Origin of the sequence: Nonomuraea angiospora (genome assembly GCF_014873145.1) — a bacterium.
Taxonomy (GTDB): domain Bacteria; phylum Actinomycetota; class Actinomycetes; order Streptosporangiales; family Streptosporangiaceae; genus Nonomuraea; species Nonomuraea angiospora.
Genome location: NZ_JADBEK010000001.1, coordinates 4561860 through 4578294 on the forward strand (window position 1 = coordinate 4561860; position 16435 = coordinate 4578294).

Annotated in this window: 15 protein-coding genes and 1 other RNA gene; 4 read left to right on the plus strand and 12 right to left on the minus strand. The window is 71.0% G+C overall.

Going from position 1 to position 16435, the window contains the following annotated elements; genetic code table 11:
- Positions 1-202 precede the first annotated feature (202 nt).
- Positions 203-1411, minus strand: a complete 1209-nt coding sequence (locus tag H4W80_RS20605) for a cytochrome P450 (protein WP_192786578.1) — start codon at positions 1409-1411, stop codon at positions 203-205.
- A gap of 55 nt (positions 1412-1466) precedes the next feature.
- On the opposite strand from H4W80_RS20605, the gene H4W80_RS20610 reads away from it, so the two are divergent.
- Entirely contained in the window at positions 1467-1721 is a 255-nt protein-coding gene (locus H4W80_RS20610; protein ID WP_192786579.1) for a hypothetical protein, read from the plus strand.
- A 628-nt stretch (positions 1722-2349) separates the two neighbouring features.
- Here the strand turns inward: H4W80_RS20610 and H4W80_RS20615 are convergent.
- From H4W80_RS20615 to H4W80_RS20625, 3 genes are all read right to left on the minus strand, one after another.
- Positions 2350-3420 carry a M20 family metallopeptidase gene (locus H4W80_RS20615; RefSeq protein WP_192786580.1) on the minus strand — a complete coding sequence of 357 codons (1071 nt, stop codon included), beginning with the start codon at positions 3418-3420 and terminating at the stop codon, positions 2350-2352.
- Between the two features lie 595 nt (positions 3421-4015).
- Entirely contained in the window at positions 4016-5044 is a 1029-nt protein-coding gene (locus H4W80_RS20620) for a dipeptidase (protein ID WP_192786581.1), read from the minus strand.
- 515 nt (positions 5045-5559) lie between these two features.
- Positions 5560-6144 (minus strand): TetR/AcrR family transcriptional regulator, encoded by a 585-nt coding sequence (locus H4W80_RS20625; protein WP_192786582.1) that lies wholly within the window; start codon positions 6142-6144, stop codon positions 5560-5562.
- Positions 6145-6238: 94 nt separating this feature from the next.
- Here H4W80_RS20625 and H4W80_RS20630 point away from each other — a divergent pair, with 94 nt between their 5' ends.
- The gene (locus H4W80_RS20630) at positions 6239-7177 is read left to right on the plus strand and encodes an SDR family NAD(P)-dependent oxidoreductase (RefSeq protein WP_192786583.1); all 939 of its coding nucleotides are present in this window, start codon (positions 6239-6241) and stop codon (positions 7175-7177) included.
- Between the two features lie 97 nt (positions 7178-7274).
- On the opposite strand, the gene H4W80_RS20635 is transcribed toward H4W80_RS20630, so the two are convergent.
- Positions 7275-8213 (minus strand): TetR/AcrR family transcriptional regulator C-terminal domain-containing protein, encoded by a 939-nt coding sequence (locus H4W80_RS20635; protein WP_192786584.1) that lies wholly within the window; start codon positions 8211-8213, stop codon positions 7275-7277.
- Between the two features lie 107 nt (positions 8214-8320).
- Between H4W80_RS20635 and H4W80_RS20640 the strand changes: the two genes are divergently transcribed.
- Together H4W80_RS20640 and H4W80_RS20645 are read left to right on the plus strand one after the other, a co-directional pair.
- Complete coding sequence (locus H4W80_RS20640) at positions 8321-8923, plus strand: GNAT family N-acetyltransferase (RefSeq protein WP_192786585.1); 603 nt, start codon at positions 8321-8323, stop codon at positions 8921-8923.
- Between the two features lie 77 nt (positions 8924-9000).
- A complete protein-coding gene (locus tag H4W80_RS20645; RefSeq protein WP_192786586.1) occupies positions 9001-9870 on the plus strand; it encodes an alpha/beta fold hydrolase in 870 nt (289 codons plus the stop codon).
- 18 nt (positions 9871-9888) lie between these two features.
- Here the strand turns inward: H4W80_RS20645 and H4W80_RS20650 are convergent, their stop codons facing one another.
- From H4W80_RS20650 to H4W80_RS20680, 7 genes are all read right to left on the minus strand, one after another.
- Positions 9889-10809: an RNA polymerase sigma-70 factor gene (locus H4W80_RS20650; protein WP_192786587.1), complete on the minus strand. Its 921-nt coding sequence runs from the start codon at positions 10807-10809 to the stop codon at positions 9889-9891.
- On the minus strand, positions 10806-12002 hold the full coding sequence (locus H4W80_RS20655) for an NAD(P)/FAD-dependent oxidoreductase (RefSeq protein ID WP_192786588.1): 1197 nt from the start codon (positions 12000-12002) through the stop codon (positions 10806-10808). Before H4W80_RS20655 ends, H4W80_RS20650 begins: the two co-directional genes overlap by 4 nt.
- 133 nt (positions 12003-12135) lie before the next feature.
- A complete protein-coding gene (locus H4W80_RS20660; RefSeq protein WP_192786589.1) occupies positions 12136-12858 on the minus strand; it encodes a VOC family protein in 723 nt (240 codons plus the stop codon).
- 142 nt (positions 12859-13000) lie between these two features.
- An RNA gene (rnpB, locus tag H4W80_RS20665) (RNase P RNA component class A) lies at positions 13001-13388 on the minus strand.
- Between the two features lie 36 nt (positions 13389-13424).
- Positions 13425-14822, minus strand: coding sequence for a bifunctional RNase H/acid phosphatase (locus H4W80_RS20670; RefSeq protein ID WP_192786590.1), 1398 nt, complete (start codon positions 14820-14822; stop codon positions 13425-13427).
- Entirely contained in the window at positions 14819-15559 is a 741-nt protein-coding gene (locus H4W80_RS20675; RefSeq protein WP_192786591.1) for a zinc ribbon domain-containing protein, read from the minus strand. The genes H4W80_RS20670 and H4W80_RS20675 overlap by 4 nt, the downstream gene beginning before the upstream one ends.
- Before the next feature lie 2 nt (positions 15560-15561).
- The gene (locus tag H4W80_RS20680) at positions 15562-16362 is read right to left on the minus strand and encodes a Nif3-like dinuclear metal center hexameric protein (protein ID WP_192786592.1); all 801 of its coding nucleotides are present in this window, start codon (positions 16360-16362) and stop codon (positions 15562-15564) included.
- Positions 16363-16435: the final 73 nt, after the last annotated feature.

The window sequence follows — 16435 nt, forward strand, 5'->3', positions numbered from 1 at the left end:
CTCGGCCCGGCCCCTGCCCCGAACGGGTCCAGCTCGGCCCTGCCCTTGCCCTGAACGGGTCCAGCTCGGCCCCGCCCCTGCCCCGAAAGGGTCGGGCTGGGCCCGATCCCCGCCCCTCCCCTGAAGCGGGAGACTGTCGTCCGTCGCCCTTCGAAAGGGCGCCGCGGCGCGGGACAGGCGGGGGCGCGTTCCCTCGTGGCGGTCAGACGTCCCAGGTGACCGGGAGGCTCTTGACCCCGTAGATGTCCGCGGTCTCCGGGCGCAGACTGACCTCTTCAGCCGGTACGGCCAGGCGCAGCGTGGGGAAGCGATTGAGCAGCGCGGGAAGCGCGACGCGCAGCTCGACGCGGGCGAGCTGCTGGCCCAGGCACTGGTGGATGCCGTGGCTGAAGGCCAGGTGCCCGCCGTCCTGCCGGCGCAGGTCGAGGGTGTGGGGGTCGGTGAAACGTTCGGGGTCGCGGTTGGCGGTGGCGAGCGACAGGATGAGCGTCGAGCCGGCCTTGATGGTCTGGCCGCCCAGCTCTACGTCCTCCAGCGCGACCCGGGCGAACTGCTTGGCGACGCTCAGGTACCGCAGCAGCTCCTCCACGGCCGGTTCGGTGAGCGTGGGGTCGGCGCGCAGCGCCGCCAGCTGCTCCGGGTTCTGCAGCAGCGCGAAGGTGCCCAGGGCCAGCATGTTCGCGGTGGTGTCGAACCCGGCCGACAGCAGGATCAGGGCCATGCCCTTCAGCTCCTCGTCGGTCAGGTCGCTGTCGGTGAGGTCGCTGAGCATGTCGTCGGTGGGGTTGGCGCGCTTGGCGACCACCAGTTCGGCGAGGTACTGCTGGACCGCGGTGTAGGCCGCGATCAGCTCCTCGTCGCTGACCTCGCCGCCGAGGAACTTGTCGATGTTGTCCTGGAAGGAGCCCCGGTCCTCGTACGGCACGCCCAGCAGCTCACAGATGATGACGGCGGGGATGGGCTTGGCGAACGCGGTCACCAGATCCGCCGACGGCCCGGCCTTCTCCATCGCGTCCAGGTGCTCGGCGGTGACCTGCTCGACGCGCTCGGTCAGCAGCCGCATCCGCCGCACGGTGAACTTGCCCACCAGCGGCTTGCGATAGCGGGAGTGCTGCGGCTCGTCCATAAGCAGAAACTCGCCGGGCGGCGCCGGAGGGAGCTCGATGTCACCGTATTCGCTGTAGTCGATCAGCGGATGGTGGCGCATGAGCTCCTTGCGCGAGCTGAACCGAGGGTCGGCCAGGACCGACCGGACCAGGTCGAAACCGGTGACCAGCCAGCCCTGATGTCCGTCGGGGAAGGGGTAGGGCGTGATGGGGCTGTGCTCGCGGGTCTGGATCAGCTCCTTGGGCGGGTCGAAGGGGCAGCCGGGCTGACGCGCGGTCGGCATCTTGGTGAGGGGGATTTCCATGGTCATTCCTCTCATCGGCCTAGGTTCAGGTCGAGACATCGTGATCAGGGGCTGAATGGAAGCGATGACGCTGGTCAGCCATCAGCAGCGGGTTTCTCTCACCGGTGAGCAGGTCGTCCGGGGGGCCGGCAGCGTGGCCAACACGTTCGCTGCCGGGGTCTTCCCCAGCGCCGCCGGGCTCGGGCAGGGCGAAGATCGTGCCGCTCTGGACATCCGGGTCGATGCCGTCGAGCACGGGGCCGTGATGGCTGAGCCGTTCATGGGATCCACCATCGCCGACCGCGCTGACATCAGACCGTTGCCGGGCTGACACGGCCGCTGACACGGCACCGCATCAGACCTGATCGCCGCCGGGGCCCTCCTCTGGCCTGGCAGGCTGCCCGACGCCTACATCAAGGATCTCTGGCGCCCGAGATTTCCGACACCTCACCCGGATGCGGCTCCCACGGCGACCCCGGGGAACAACGGCGCAGGCATCCAGATCCGGCTCGGCGACGTCACGCCATCAACCTGCGCGATGTCCGGGCCGGCATGAAGCCCGAACGGCGGCACATGCGCGCACAATACAGCAGAGCCACCGTCACCTCGGCGGCATCCCCGGCCTCAACGGCATCCCAGCCTGGGCAGCCTCCCGACCTGGGCAGCCTCCCGACCTGGGCAGCTTCCCGACCTGGGCAGCCTCCCGACCTGGGCAGCCTCCCGACCTGGGCAGCCTCCTAGCCGCGGCGGCATCCCCGGCCACAACGGCACCCCAGCCTGGACAGCCTCCCGACCTGGGCAGCCTCCCAGCTGCGGCGGCATGCTCGGCCGTGCCTCCTACCGCGCCGACGCCGAAGGCAACCAGCCCATCAACCGGCTCAGCACCGCCGACGAGATCGCCCCAACCGTCCTACGTCCACCCGGGACGGCCACCTCCAGTCAGGCGGCGAGGGACCCCCTCACGCTCCACGACGGACGGCTTCGATCAGGGCGCGGAGGAGGGCGGTGCGCCGGGGCATCTCGGCGACGATGACGTGCTCGTCGTCCGCGTGCGCCCCGCCGCCCACCGCGCCCAGCCCGTCGAGGGTCGGGCAGCCGACTCCCGCAGTGAAGTTGCCGTCCGAGGCGCCGCCCACCGAGGCCGAGGTCAGCGGGCCCACTCCGAGGTCCGACGCCAGCTCCTGCGCCAACGCGTACAGCGAGGCCGACATCGCGCTCTCGAGCGGCGGCCGGTTGGCGCCGCCGAGGATCTCCAGGCGGGTGCCGGGCAGGACAGGCCGGAGCGCGTGGAAGGCCGCGTCGACCCGATCCTGCTCCGACATCTCAGCCACGCGCACGTCCACCGAGACCGAGGCCGCGGCGGGGACGGTGTTGCGTGCCGTGCCGCCCGACAAGACCGTCGGCGTGACAGTGGTGGCCCCGGCGCCCATGGCGGCGATGGCCAGGATCTGGTGAGCCAGCTCGATCGCGGCGTTCAGCCCCTTCTCGGGCTCTAGCCCGGCGTGCGCGGCCCGGCCCCGGACGTTGACGGTGTAGAGGGCGGTGCCCTTGCGGGTCGTCTTCAGCGCGCCGCCGTCGGCGCTCGCCTCCATGACGAACGCGGCGGCCAGCCCGCGGGCAGTCTCCTTGATCAGCTCAGCCGAGGTACGCGAGCCGCACTCCTCGTCACCGTTGACCAGCAGGGTGACGCCGTCGAGCGAGCTGAGCCCGGCCAGCGCGTGGAACGTCTGCACCAGCCCCGCCTTCATGTCGAACACCCCGGGCCCGCGTGCCACGCCGTCCACCACGGACCAAGGGTGGGTGGCGAGGGTGCCGATCGGCCAGACGGTGTCGTGGTGACACAGCAGGAACACCTTGGGGGTGCCGAACGTCCAGCGCAGGTGCGTGACGCCGTCGATCACGAGGAACTCGGGCTGTGTGCCCAGGTAGCGGGCGCCCATCGCCGCCACGATCTTCGCGCTGCGGGCAACGGCTTCCAGGTCGTGGGTGAAGGACTCGCACAACACCAGCTCTTCGAGATCCTCGATCATGCCATCCCTCCGTAGAGCTCGCGCTTCATACCGTTTCCTCTCCGCAGCCGTCCCCTCGCACCGGCCCGATCGCCATCCGAGAAGGGGATGAAGGGGGTGATGCACAGGCCGGCGACCCACCACCCGCTCACTCAGATCCGCAGAAAGCGGTGCATGCTCCCGCCGACCGAACCGGCTCCGCCCAGGAACCGGCGCACGCTGCCGCCAATGCCATCAATCGCTCACCCAGGAGATCGCGAACTCCGCCGCCCACTCCACCGACCACTCGCCCAAGCAGCACACCCGCCGCCACCGACCGAACCAGCCCCCACCCAGGAACCAGCCCACCTGTCCGCCAACGCCATCAATCGCTCACCCAGGAGACGGCACACACCGTCACCCGCTCCACCGACCACTCGCCAAGCAGCACGCCCGCTGCCAGGGATCCCCACCAGCTCCCACTCGGGGAGCAGCACGCCTTGCCGCCAACACCATCAGTCGCTCGCCCAGGAGACGGCACCGGCCGCCATCCACTCCACCTGCTACTTACCCGGAAAGCGGTGCCCGCTGCCGCCAACCGGCCCTGCTATTTCCCGGAGGCGACGCACGCCGCCGATCACGCCAGTTGCTCGTCCAGGAACCGGTGCACGTTGCCGCCGATGATCTTCGTGACGTCCTTCTCCGGGAGGCCGCGGGCGAGCAGGCCCTCGGTGACCATGGGCAGGCCCGAGGGACCCGCCAACCCCGGGATCGCCGACTTCGGGTTGACGCCCCTCGCGTTGAGGCCCTCGCAGCACGGCGGTGTCAGGTCGTCCATGACCTCTCGGATGAAGTCGGGGCCGAGCCCGACGTGGTCGATCCCGGCGACGGACACGATGTGCTCGATGTGGTCGAGCAGGCGGTCGAGGGTCATGTCCTCCTCGCGCTCGGCGAGGAAGGGGGCGAAGAAGTTGACGCAGATCACGCCACCCGTGGCGGCCACCGCGCGAAGCTGGTCGTCGGTGAGGTTGCGGTGGTGGTCGCGCAGCGCCCTGGCGGCGGAGTGGGTGGCCATGACTGGTCTGGTGGCCAGCTCCAGGACGTGCGCCACGCCGGAGGCGCCCAGGTGGGAGACGTCGAAGACGATGCCGAGCCGCTCCATCTCCTCCAGCGCCGCGATGCCGTGGGAGGTCAGGCCGCTGCCCGTGGCGTCCTCACCGCTGCCGTCGGCCAGCGGCGTGCGCCCGAAGTGGGCGATGGACGCCACTCGTACGCCGAGGCGGTGAACGGTCGAGATCAGCTCGACGTCGGCGTCGATGCCCGGCATGCTCTCCAGCGCGATCACCAGCGCGATCTTGCCCTCGTCGAGCGTGCGGTCGATGTCGGCCGCGTTGAGGCAGATCCGGACGTGCTCGGCATTTCCCTCGGCCAGCACGTGCGCACACTCGATCATGCGCAGCGTCTGCCTCAGCGCGCCCTCCGGCCGATATTGGTCGTCGATGAAGACCGGCAGGATCTGCAGATCGACCCCGCCCTCGACGAGCTGGGGCAGCCATCTCTCCCGGAAGAACGAGGCCCACTGCTGAGGCGGCCGCGCGGAGACGGCCATGAGCAGGTCGTTGTGGGTATCGGCCACGACTGCGCGCCGGTGGAGGGAAAGCTTCATGCGATGGACGTTATCGCGAGGGCTGGACCTGCTCCAATGCACCCTGAGTCCGATTTTTTGGATCACTTGTACGACTGTGGGTTGAGTTTCAAGTGTGCCCGGTGGGGAACGGTGGGCGCCCGGTCAGGCACCCACCGTGCGCGGCGATGGGTAATGGGCGAGCAGGTGCATGAGGTGCTGGTCGAATGCACGCGGCCAGGCTGGGCGATGATGACGACCTGGGCCGAGCGGACTTGGCCGGGCCGAACCCCCTGGGCATCTCCTGGGCCGCGATAGGGCAGGTGCGCCGCGCTGCAGCCACGCCGCCGAAGGTGTCGTCGCCGCAGCAGTGGCGTCGCCGTTGGCCGTGGCCCGTGGCGCCGCCGCCAGGAGTGGCGTCGCGGTTGCGAGTGGCGTTACGGGAAGCGTGCCGTTGCCAGTGGCATCGGCGGTTGCCAGAGGCGCAGCCGTTGCCCGTGGAGTCCCGTTGGGAGTGGCGTCGCCGCCGGAGTTCGTTCAGGGTCGGGTGAGCCCGGTCAGGTGTCCTCGTGCGACTCCGGCCAGCCGGATTCGAGCAGGTCGAAGATGGCGTTCATCGCCGCCAGGGGGTCGGGCTCCACGCCCGCTAGCTCCGGAATCTCCAGGACATAGCGGGCGAGCGCGCGGACGGTCATGTCGGAGGGGTCGCGGCCGCTCTCGGCGGCGATCGCCTCGGCCAGGGGGCCCTCGCCGGCTATCCAGAGCCTGCGTGAGTACTCCCGCAGGGCGGGCGTGCTGACGATCAGGTCGCGCTTGGCCCGCAGGTCGGGCGGCAGATCGGCGGTGAAGGGCCCGCGGCCCGCCAGGCAGCGGCGCAGGGCTTCCAGTACGGACTGACCTGCGGGCCGGTCGCGGACCGCGGCGGCCAGCCAGACGTGTCGTTCCGCCCCGTCGTCGAAGATCAGCGCTTCCTTGCCGTCCGGCACGTGCGCGAACAACGTGGCGATGGAGACGTCCGCCTCGTCGGCGATCTGGGCGACGGTGACGCCGTCGTACCCGTGCTCGGAGAACAGCCGCAACGCGGCGGCCGACAACGCCCGGCGGGTCTGCACCTTCTTGCGCTCCCGGCGCCCCATCTCCATGGCCCCATCGTAGCGAAACCTGGATCGCCTATGAATTCAGAATGACTATAGTTTCAGAGTCAGTTCAGGTTTCAATAGAGACAAGGAGCCCGCCATGTCCCCCTGGGATGTACGACGCCTGCCGCCCGCCGACGGCAAGCACTTCCTCGTCACCGGCGGCAACGCCGGCATCGGGTACTTCGTCGCCGAACAACTCGCCGGCACCGGCGCCACCGTCATCCTCGGCAGCCGTGACACCGCCAAGGCCGAAGCCGCGAGGGCCTCGATCCGCGCCCGCGTCCCCGGCGCGCACGTACGGCACATCCGCCTGGACCTCGCCGATCTCTCCTCGCTCAAAGCCTCGGCGGACGCCCTGCGGCTGGAGAGGCTGGACGCGGTGGTCTGCAACGCCGGACTGCTGCTCGACCAGCCGCAGCGGCAGGTCACCGGAGACGGCAACGAGTTGATGTTCGCCACCAACCATCTGGGGCACTTCGCGCTGATCCACTGGCTCATGCCCCTGCTCATGGCCACGCCCGCGAGCCGCGTCGTCACCACCGGCAGCTTCACCGCCAAGTCCGAGAGCCTGGACCTCGACGATCTCCAGAGCACGCGCGACTACCGGCCCAAACGCACCTACGCGCGGTCCAAGCTCGCGCAGATGCTCTTCGGCTTCGAGCTCGACCGCCGCCTGCGTGCCGCCGGCAGCACGACGCTGAGCGTGGTCACCCATCCCGGCGGCGCGCTCGACTCCCTCACACCGGCCCGCCCGCCGCTCCACCTGCCCACCACCGGCGAACGGCTGCGCGGCCTGCCCGCCGGCCTCCTTCTCCAGGGCAAGGAGGCCGCCGCCTGGCCCGCCGTCCGGGCCGTCCTCGACCCGTCCGTACGCGGCGGCCAGCTATGGGGACCCCGGGTCTTCGGGATCCGCGGCCTGCCCGCCCTCGAACCCGTACGCGGCCACCTGGCCGACGCCGAACTCGCGGCCCGCGTGTGGACCGCCGGCTCCGCCCTGACCGGCCTCGACCCGAGCCCTCCAGCGGCATGGCAATAGCGGACCTCACCCGGCGAGGGCCGCGGCCCGACCCCGGCCGGCATGGCACCGCGGAACGCCGAAAGCACGACGAGGACGGCGCCCGCACCCGGAGAGCTCATGGCCTGGCCCGGCCCTCGACCAGGGCGGCGAAGCCGTCGAGATGGCGCGCGAGGCTGTACTCGAACAATCCGTCCAGGTCCGACACCGTCTCCTCCGCAATCGTGGCCAACAGCGGAAATCGTCCGCTGTTGAGGAGTTCGTCGGCGCGGTTGCGTTGCGCGAGCCACCACCGGTCGAGGGGCACACCGGTCTCCTGCTCCGCCTCGACCTCGTCCGCCATCGACAGGGCGACGGTGATGACCAGTCCGTGCAGCGCGAGCGCCTCCCGGATGGACGTCTCCATGGGCAGGCCGAGCCCGTCGAGCGCACGCAGGGTCCATTCGGTGTGGGCCATCATGTTGGGCACGAGCAGCGGGCGCGTGAACGAGACGGCCCTGGGCAGCCAGAGGTGTCGCCGTACGAGCTGCCATTGCCGGCGGGAGATCAGCTCGAGTTTGGCCCGCCAGCCGTCCGGCCCGGGCACGGGGAGCTCCGGTTCGCCGAAGACTTCGTCGACCATGTGCGTCACCAGCTCGTCCTTGTTCTCCACGTGCCGGTACAGCGACATCGGACCCGCGCCGAGCTCGGCCGCGAGCCGCCGCATGGACACGGCGTCGAGCCCCTCGACGTCGGCGATCTTGATGGCGGTGCGGAGCAGGTGCTCGCGGTTGAGCGCCTGCTTGGGGACGCCTGCCTGCCGCGGCCTCGGCGGCACGGCCGGCTGATCGCGGGTCGTGCCCGAGCTGACCACCGCGCCGGAGCCGACCTTGGTCTCGACCAGCCCTTCGTCGCGCAGCGCCGCCATCACCTTGGTCGCGGTGGCGAGCGCGACGCCCCATCGCTGGGCGATCTGCCGGATGGACGGCATGCGATCGCCGGGCCGCAGGGCGCCGCTCAGGATCCGGGCGCGGATCTCCGCGACGATCCGCTGATAGGGCGGAGCCGTTCGCTCCATGGGGCCTCCGATCCATCGGCAACTGTACTAGTTCACTCCATACAGTACTAGTTCACTTATTTGCCGCAAAAGCGCCATAAAGACGGCCATCTCAATACTCTGTACGCATGACAGTTGATACGCCGTACGCATCCGTGCGGCAGGCGGACGGAGCGGACGAGCAGGCGGTGTTGGACGTCCTCACCGAGGCGTTCATGAACGATCCGCTCGCCTGCTGGCTCTTCCCCGAGGCGAGCGAACGCGGCCGGCTCCAGTCGCACTTCTACCGCCACCTGCTCGCCCATCCCACCGCCGAGGCGTACCTGATCGGCGGGCGCGCAGGCGCCTCGCTGTGGCTGGCGCCGGCCGCGGACCGGACGCCGACGGACGACGCGCCCGAAGCGGACCAGGAAGCGGTCTTCGGCGAGAACGGAGCACGGCTGCGGGCCGTGGGCGAGGCGCTGGCCCGACGGCACCCCGACCACGAACCGCACCTCTACCTCGCGTGCATGGGGGTGGCCGGCGGGCGGCAGGGCGCCGGACTCGGTACGGCGATGCTGCGGCACCGGCTGGAACGGGCGGACGCCGACGGGCTCGCCGCGTACCTGGAGGCGAGTTCGCCCCGCAGCCGCGACCTCTACCTGCGGCACGGGTTCGAGGATCTCGGCGAACCGGTACGCGTGGCGGACAGCCCGCTCCTGTGGCCGATGTGGCGCCGGCCGCGCCCCTGACCCCCGCACAAACCCGACGACCGCGCCCCTGACCGCCCGCACAAACCCGACGACAACGAACAAGAAAGAGAACGACCATGACCAACCATGAAGCAGACCGGGCGCCGACCCTGGTGTTCGTCCACGGGACCAACTCCTCCTCGGCCCTGGGCACGGGGCTGATCCGCGAGCTCACCCTGCGCGGGCACCGCGCCCTGATGGTCGACCTCCCGGGACACGGCGACGAGGCGTTCTACCCCCGCGCGTACCAGGCCCCGCAGGACCTCCAGGCGCTGGCCACCGAGCCGTCACCGCTCGCCAAGATCACCGTCGACGACTACGTCGAACGCGTCGTGGACGTGGTCCGCCGCGCCCGCCGCCTCGGGCCCGTGATCCTGGCCGGCGCCAGCCAGGGCGGCGTCACGGTGAGCAGGGTCGGCAACGCCATCCCCGAGCTGCTCGACCGGGTCGTCTACGTCGCCGCGTACTGCTGCGTGGACCTGCCGAACCTGACCGCCTACCTCTCCACGCCCGAGAACAGCGAGAGCCTGCTCTCCGAAGTGACCCAGGCGCTGGTCGCCGACCCCGCGGTCCTCGGGGTGACCCGGCTCAACTGGCGCTCGGCCGACCCGGCGGTGTTCCGCGGCGTCAAGGAGGCCCTTGCCGGCGACTTCACCGACGAGGGGGTGAGCCGGCTGCTCAACCTGCTCGAACCCGACGAGACCGCCGGCATCCCCATGGCCGACGCCCGGGGCGAGGCGCACACGTGGGGCCGCATTCCCCGCACCTACGTACGTTTCACCCAGGACCGGCTGATCCCCCCGGCGCTGCAGGACCGGTTCATCCAGGAGGCCGACCGCCTCACGCCGGACAACCCGACCGACGTGCGAAGCGTCGCGGCACCCCACGTCGGCCCCTTCGACCGGCCCGAGCTGGTGGAGATCTTCAGCGAGCTCCTCAGCCGTTAGTCCCGCGCGCGCGAGGTCTCAGGGGGTACGGACGTCGCGCGTGGTGCCGTCCGCGATGGCCTGGAGTTTGTCCGGGTTGGCGATGTTGTGGATGGTGGTGATGCGCCCCTCGGCGTCGAAATCGAACGTGACGGTGGCGATCACCCGGTCCGGGCCGCTGAACACCAAGCCCGGGCCGCCGTTGATCTCGACCAGCGCGGCGTTCATGTCGGCGGGCTCGACACCCTGGTAGGTGACCTCGCCGACGGCGGCGAACCAGGCGGCCACCGTCTGCGCGCCCACCACCGGCCGCAGCGCCTGCCGGACCTTGCCGCCGCCGTCGGTCCACAGGGTGACGTCCGGGGACAGCAGCTCCATGAGGGTGTTGAGGTCGCCGCCGGTCGCGGCGGCGAGGAAGCGCTCGGTGACGACGCGCTGCCGCGACGGGTCCGCGGTGAACCGGGGCCGCCGGGCCCGTACGTGCTCGCGAGCGCGATGCGCGGCCTGGCGCACCGCGGTCTCGGAGCGCTCCACCGCCTCCGCGATCTCGGCGTGGCTGAAGCCGAAGACCTCCTTCAGCACGAAGACCGCGCGCTCGAGCGGGCTCAGGGTCTCCAGGACCACCAGCATCGCCGTCGACACGGACTCGGCGTTCGTGACGTCGTCGGCGGTGTCGCCGCTGGTCAGGATGGGCTCAGGAAGCCACGGCCCGACATAGGTCTCGCGCTGGTGCTGCGTGGAGCGCAGCCGCTGCAGCGCCAGATTCGACGCGATCCGCGCCAGATAGGCCTTGGGGTCGGCCACCTGCGAACGGTCGGCGGCCGACCATTTGATCCAGGCCTCCTGGACCGCGTCCTCGGCGTCCGCCACGGTGCCGAGGATGCGGTAGGCCACGGAGAACAGCAGGTTGCGATGCTGGTTGAAGACCTGCTGGTCGCGATCGGAGTACGGCTGCGTCACCGCGCACCCCGGATCCGCGTGAAGCGGCCGCCGCGGGGCCAGAACGCGCCCGAGGCCGGCAGCTTCTTCATCCGGCCATAGGTCGGCCAAGGGGAGGCGGTCACCGTCTCCTTATACCGTGCCGCCATCCGGCCGGTGAGATAGACCCGTCGGGGGCTGTCGTCGGGGTGGGTGAACTGGACGACCGCGTCGTGCCGCCCCAGGCTCACCGGCGTGTGGTAGTAGCCGAACCGGAACGCCTTGGGCCGCCTGCCGTCCAGCGTGCGGACGATCGACACCGCGGCGTGCACGCCGGTCGGCATGCCGCCCTGGCAGGTGCCGTGCATGACGCCGTAGCCCTGCCGGATCGCGGCCGCGTCGCCGACGGCGTACACGTCCGGGTGCGACACCGACCGCAGCGTGGCATCGGTGACGACCCGGCCGCGCTCGTCGACGGTCAGACCGGCCGCGGCCGCCAGCGGCGACACCCGCGTACCGCTCGTCCACAGCACGGCGTCGGCGGCGACGAGCTCGCCGCCCGCCAGCTCCACCGCGTCCGGCAGCACCTTCACCACCTCGACCCCGCTGAGCACCCGGACGCCCAGGCGCGCGAGCGCGGCCCGCAGGTACGCCCTCGGCCTCGGGCTCATGGCCGCGCCGGGCTCCTGCCGGCCCACCAGCACGACGTCCAGCTCCGGGTACCGCTCGGCGATCTCCGCGGCCGACTCGACGCCGGTCAGCCCGCTGCCGCCGACCACGACCGTGCCGCGGCCCAGCCGGGCCAGCCGATCGGCCAGCAGCTCGGCGTCCTGCACGCTGTTCAGCGTGTACGCGTGATCCTCCACGCCCGGCACCGCCGCCGTGTCCGCCACGCTGCCCAGCCCGTACACCAGCGTGTCGTAGTGCAGCACCCGGTCGTCGTCGATCCGTACGAGCTTCGCGTCCGCGTCCACCGCCGTCACCCAGCCCCGCACGAACCGCGCGCCCGTGCCCTCCAGCAGCTCCGGGATGCTCAGCTCGGCGACCGGCTGCCCGGTCGCCGACATGTGCAGCCGCAGCCGCTCGGTGAACCGCTCCTGCGCGTTCACCAGGGTCACCCGCACGTCCTCGCGCCGCTTGCCCCGAGCCGCGAGCTGGATCGCCGCGGCCATGCCCGCGTACCCCGCCCCCAGAATCAGAACCCGATGCGTGCCTGTTTCACGGCTATTGGTCATCTTTGCGCCTTTCTCCTCGCACTGACGACCACGTGATGCAAGCTGCTCGCCGATACGTGACATGCGCCGGGTGTGACGTGCGCCACACCCGGCGTCACGGACAAGCGGCCGTGAGGAGGCGCGAACGGCGCCGTTATCGCGGGGTCAGAACACAGAACTCATGGCCGTCGGGATCGGCCATGACCACCCAGTCGACCTCGCCCTGACCGATGTCGACGCGCGTCGCCCCGAGGGCGATGAGACGCTCGACCTCCGCCTGCTGATCGCCGTCGGCGGGTGGAGCGAGGTCGAAATGCAGCCGGTATTTGCCGGTCTTCGGCTCCAGCGGCGGGCCGCCCCAGGTGATCTTGGGGCCGCCGTGCGGCGAGCGGATCGCGGTCTCCTGGTCCTGATCCCAGACCAGCGGCCAGCCCAGCGCCGCGCTCCAGAAGTAGCCGACCTCCTGCGAGCCGTCGGACGCGAGCGCCCCGACGAATCCGCATTCGGCCAGGAAGTTGTTGCCCGGCTCGATCACGCAGAACTCGTTGCCTTCGGGGTCGGCGAGCACGACATGCTCATCCTCCGGACCTTGACCGACGTCGATGTGCCGACCGCCGAGCTTGAGCGCCCTCGCCACCGTCTCCTGCTGGTCCTCGAGGGACGTGCTCGTCAGGTCGAAGTGCATCTGGTTCTGGCCGATCTTCTGCGCCTGGGACGGCAGGAATCGAATCCGGAACCCGGTGTCATCGCTCGGCAGGAGCGCGACGCCGTCGCGGGGGTCTTCGACCAGCTCCCAGTCCAGGACGCCTGCCCAGAAGCGCGCGAGACGGAGCGGGTCGTGTGCGTCGAAGCAGAGCGCGTGGAGGCCACAAGCCATTCCGCTCCGCACCTCCGATCTGCTGATTCAAAGCCGCAGAAAGGGCACGCCCACCGCGCCCACGGAGAAAATAACGTCGGACACGCGGGCTCCGCCACGCATTTTTCGCCCGCACCCATGCGTGCCGTGCCCGGCGATGGAGGTGACGAGTCGGCCTGTAGGCCGGGTTCTGTCCTTCGTGAGAAGGGGCGACCATCCATCTAGGGCCGCCGTTGCCGGCGGCCTCGAGCGGTCTACCCGCGCGGCTCGGGCGGGCAGCCCTCGAACGTCGCGCGCGGGACGCTCCGGAGAGCGTCCCTTCTTGACCTTGCTCCGGGTGGGGTTTACCTAGCCGCCCACGTCACCGTGGGCGCTGGTGGTCTCTTACACCACCCTTTCACCCTTACCTCCCGTCAACCGGGAGGCGGTCTGCTTTCTGTGGCACTGTCCCGCGGGTCACCCCGGGTCGGTGTTACCGACCACCCTGCCCTGTGGAGCCCGGACCTTCCTCGGCGGGCCTGATGGCCCGACGCGGTCGCCCGGCCGACTCGTCTGCAGCACTTTACCAAGCTCCGCGGCGTTCCCGGTCATCGGCGCAGGTGTGAGGTGTCGTTGAACGACTTCACCACGGCGGGGCCGTCCGCGTAGTACTCGATCAGCGACAGGCAGGCCACGTCGAGGTGCATGCGGTAGAGGGACTCCAGAGGGGCCGTCAGAGCCAGCCGCAGCAGCATCTTGATGGGTGTCACGTGGGAGACCGCGAGGACGGTCTTACCCTCGTAGCGCTCCACCAGCCGCTCCCCCGCCGCCTGGACGCGGCGGGCGACTGTGGCGAAGCTCTCGCCGCCCGGCGGCGCGGTCTCCGGGTCGGCGAACCAGGCGGAGAGCTCGGCGGGCCAGCGGCGCTGGACCTCCGTGAACGTGTGCCCCTCCCAGTCGCCGAAGTCGAGCTCCCTGAGGTCCTCCTCCACCTCGACGTCGAGCCCGGTCCGCCGGGCGACCGCCTCCGCGGTCTGCCTGGCGCGCTTGAGCGGCGAGCTGACGATCACATCCAGCCGGTACGGCTCCCGCGACAGCCGTTCGGCGGCCGCCGCGGCCTGGGCCAGGCCGTTGGGCGTGAGCTCGGCGTCGCCCCTGCCCGAGAACCTGCGCTCCACGGACAGCGCGGTCTCGCCGTGCCTGAGCAGGAGCAGGGACGTGGCCACGCGGGTGGGCGGGGCCCAGCCGGTGCCCTTGGCGGGCGCCTTGGCCGCGCGTTGCTGGGCCGCGGCGGTGGAGGCGGTCGGGGCGGATATTTCGGAGATGGCGCCTATGTCGAGGAGGTCGGTCTGGTGGGCGACGGAAGGCGGCGCGGAGGGTGAGGGCGCGGTGGGTGAGGACGCGGTGGGTGAGGACGCGGAGGGTGAGGACGCGGAGGGTGACGGCGCGGTGGGTGCCTTGGTGCGGGCCGAGGGGGGCTGTCCCCCCGCGGCCGGCGGCTGCCCGGCCACGACCGGCGGCTGTCCCCCTGCTGCCGGCGGCTCTTCCTGCAGCTCCGGCTGGGTGGTGCCGCCGGCCTTCCAGGTCAGGCCCTGGGCGGCCGCGTCCATGGCCTCGTTGGCCAGGCGGTCGGCGTGCTTGTTGCGCTCGCGGGGGATCCAGGTCCACTCCGTCACCCGCAGCCGCCTGACCAGGGCCCCGGCCTCCAGCGCGAGCGGCCGCAGCCCCTCGTTCTTGATCTTCCAGCGGCCCGCCATCTGCTCGATGACGAGCTTCGAGTCCATCCGGACGGCCACCGGCGCGCCCTCGCCGCCCAGCCGCAGCACGGCCTGCAGGCCGGCGATCAGGCCGCGGTATTCGGCGACGTTGTTGGTCGTGACGCCGATGGCCTCGGCCGCCTCCGCCAGCACCTGGCCGTCGGAGGCGTCCATGACCACCGCGCCGTAGCCGGCGGGCCCCGGGTTGCCGCGGGAGCCGCCGTCCGCCTCGATGACGTAGGAGGTCACAGGCCTGACTCTGCCGTACGTACGAGGATGCGCCGGCACTCCTCACAACGGAGGACCTCGTCGTGGGGGGCGGCCTTGATGCGGTTCATCTCGGCGATGGACAGGGCCACCTTGCACCCCTGGCACCGGCCGCCGCGCAGCATCGCGGCGCCCACGCCGTACTGGCCCTTGAGCTTCTCGTAGAGCGCGAGCAGGTCGGCGGGGATCTCGCCGGCGACGCCGCCCCGGCGGCCCTGGACCTCCGAGGCCTCCTTGTCGATCTCCTGGAGCCCCTCGTCGCGGCGGGCCTCGGCGGTGGACAGGGCGGCGGCGAGCTCGTCGCGCTGCGTGATCAGGTCGGTGACCTTGGTGTCGGCGGCCTCCCTGCGCTCCATGATCTCCAGCACGACCTCCTCCAGGTCGCCCTGGCGCTTGTGCAGCGAGGCGATCTCGGACTGCAGGCTGGACAGGTCGCGCGGCGAGGTCACGGCACCGGAGTCGAGGCGCTTCTGGTCACGGTCGGCACGCGTGCGCACGGCGTCGACGTCACTCTCCGCCTTGGCCTGCTCGCGGGCCAGGTCGCCGGCCTCGGTCTCGGCCTCGATCACCTGCGTGGCGACCTTGGCGAACAACTTCGACCGCTCGTCGATCTCGGCCAGCTCGGGAAGGGTGCGGCGGCGGTGGGCCAGCCGATCAATCACGGAGTCGAGCTCTGCCAGGTCGAGCAGTCTCTTCTGGGCCTCAGGGGCTGCTTTCATGATCAATATCCTTTTGTCCAAGCATCGGTGACCGTGGCGGAGACGCGCGTTTCAACGGTAACGCCACTCGAGTGCAGGATGGACGCCGCGCTGTCCAGCCAGGGCCACTCGGTCGCCCAGTGCGCGGCGTCGATGAGCGCGGGCCCGCCCGACTCCACGAACTCGCTCGCCGGGTGATGCCGCAGATCCGCCGTCAGGAACACCTCGACCCCGGCCGCCTTGGCCGTGTCGAGCAGGGAGTCCCCGGCGCCGCCGCTGACCGCGACGCGGGTGACGGGCCGGGTGAGGTCGCCCGCCACGCGGATGCCGCCGGACGTACGGGGCAGCCCCTTGGCGGCCTGCGCCGCGAACTCGCCCAGCGTCATCTCCGAGGCCAGTTCGCCGATGCGGCCCAGACCCCGCCACGGGTCGTCCGGGAACGGCTGGAGCGGCACCAGGTCGCCGACCAGGCCCACGGCCCTGGCCAGGGCGTCGGACACGCCGGGGTTGGCCACGTCGGCGTTCGTGTGGGCGGTGTAAAGGGATATGTCGTTCTTTATCAGGGTGTGGATCAGGCGGCCCTTCGGCGTGGTCGCGGCCACGCTGGTGGTGCCGCGCAAGTAGAGGGGGTGGTGGGTGACGATCAGGTCGGCCCCCCACTCCAGGGCCTCCTCGGCCACGGCCGCCACCGGGTCGACCGCGAACAGCACCCGGCGCACCTCCTGGGCCGGATCCCCGCAGACCAGCCCCACGGCGTCCCACGACTCGGCCCGGGCGGGCGGGTAGGCCGCCTCGAGCACCTCGATCACGTTCGTCAACGACACAGCAGCCACCTGCGCAGACTATCGGCACGGGAGAGGGTGTCGGTGGAACGGCGTTCGGCGTAATGTAAGTGAA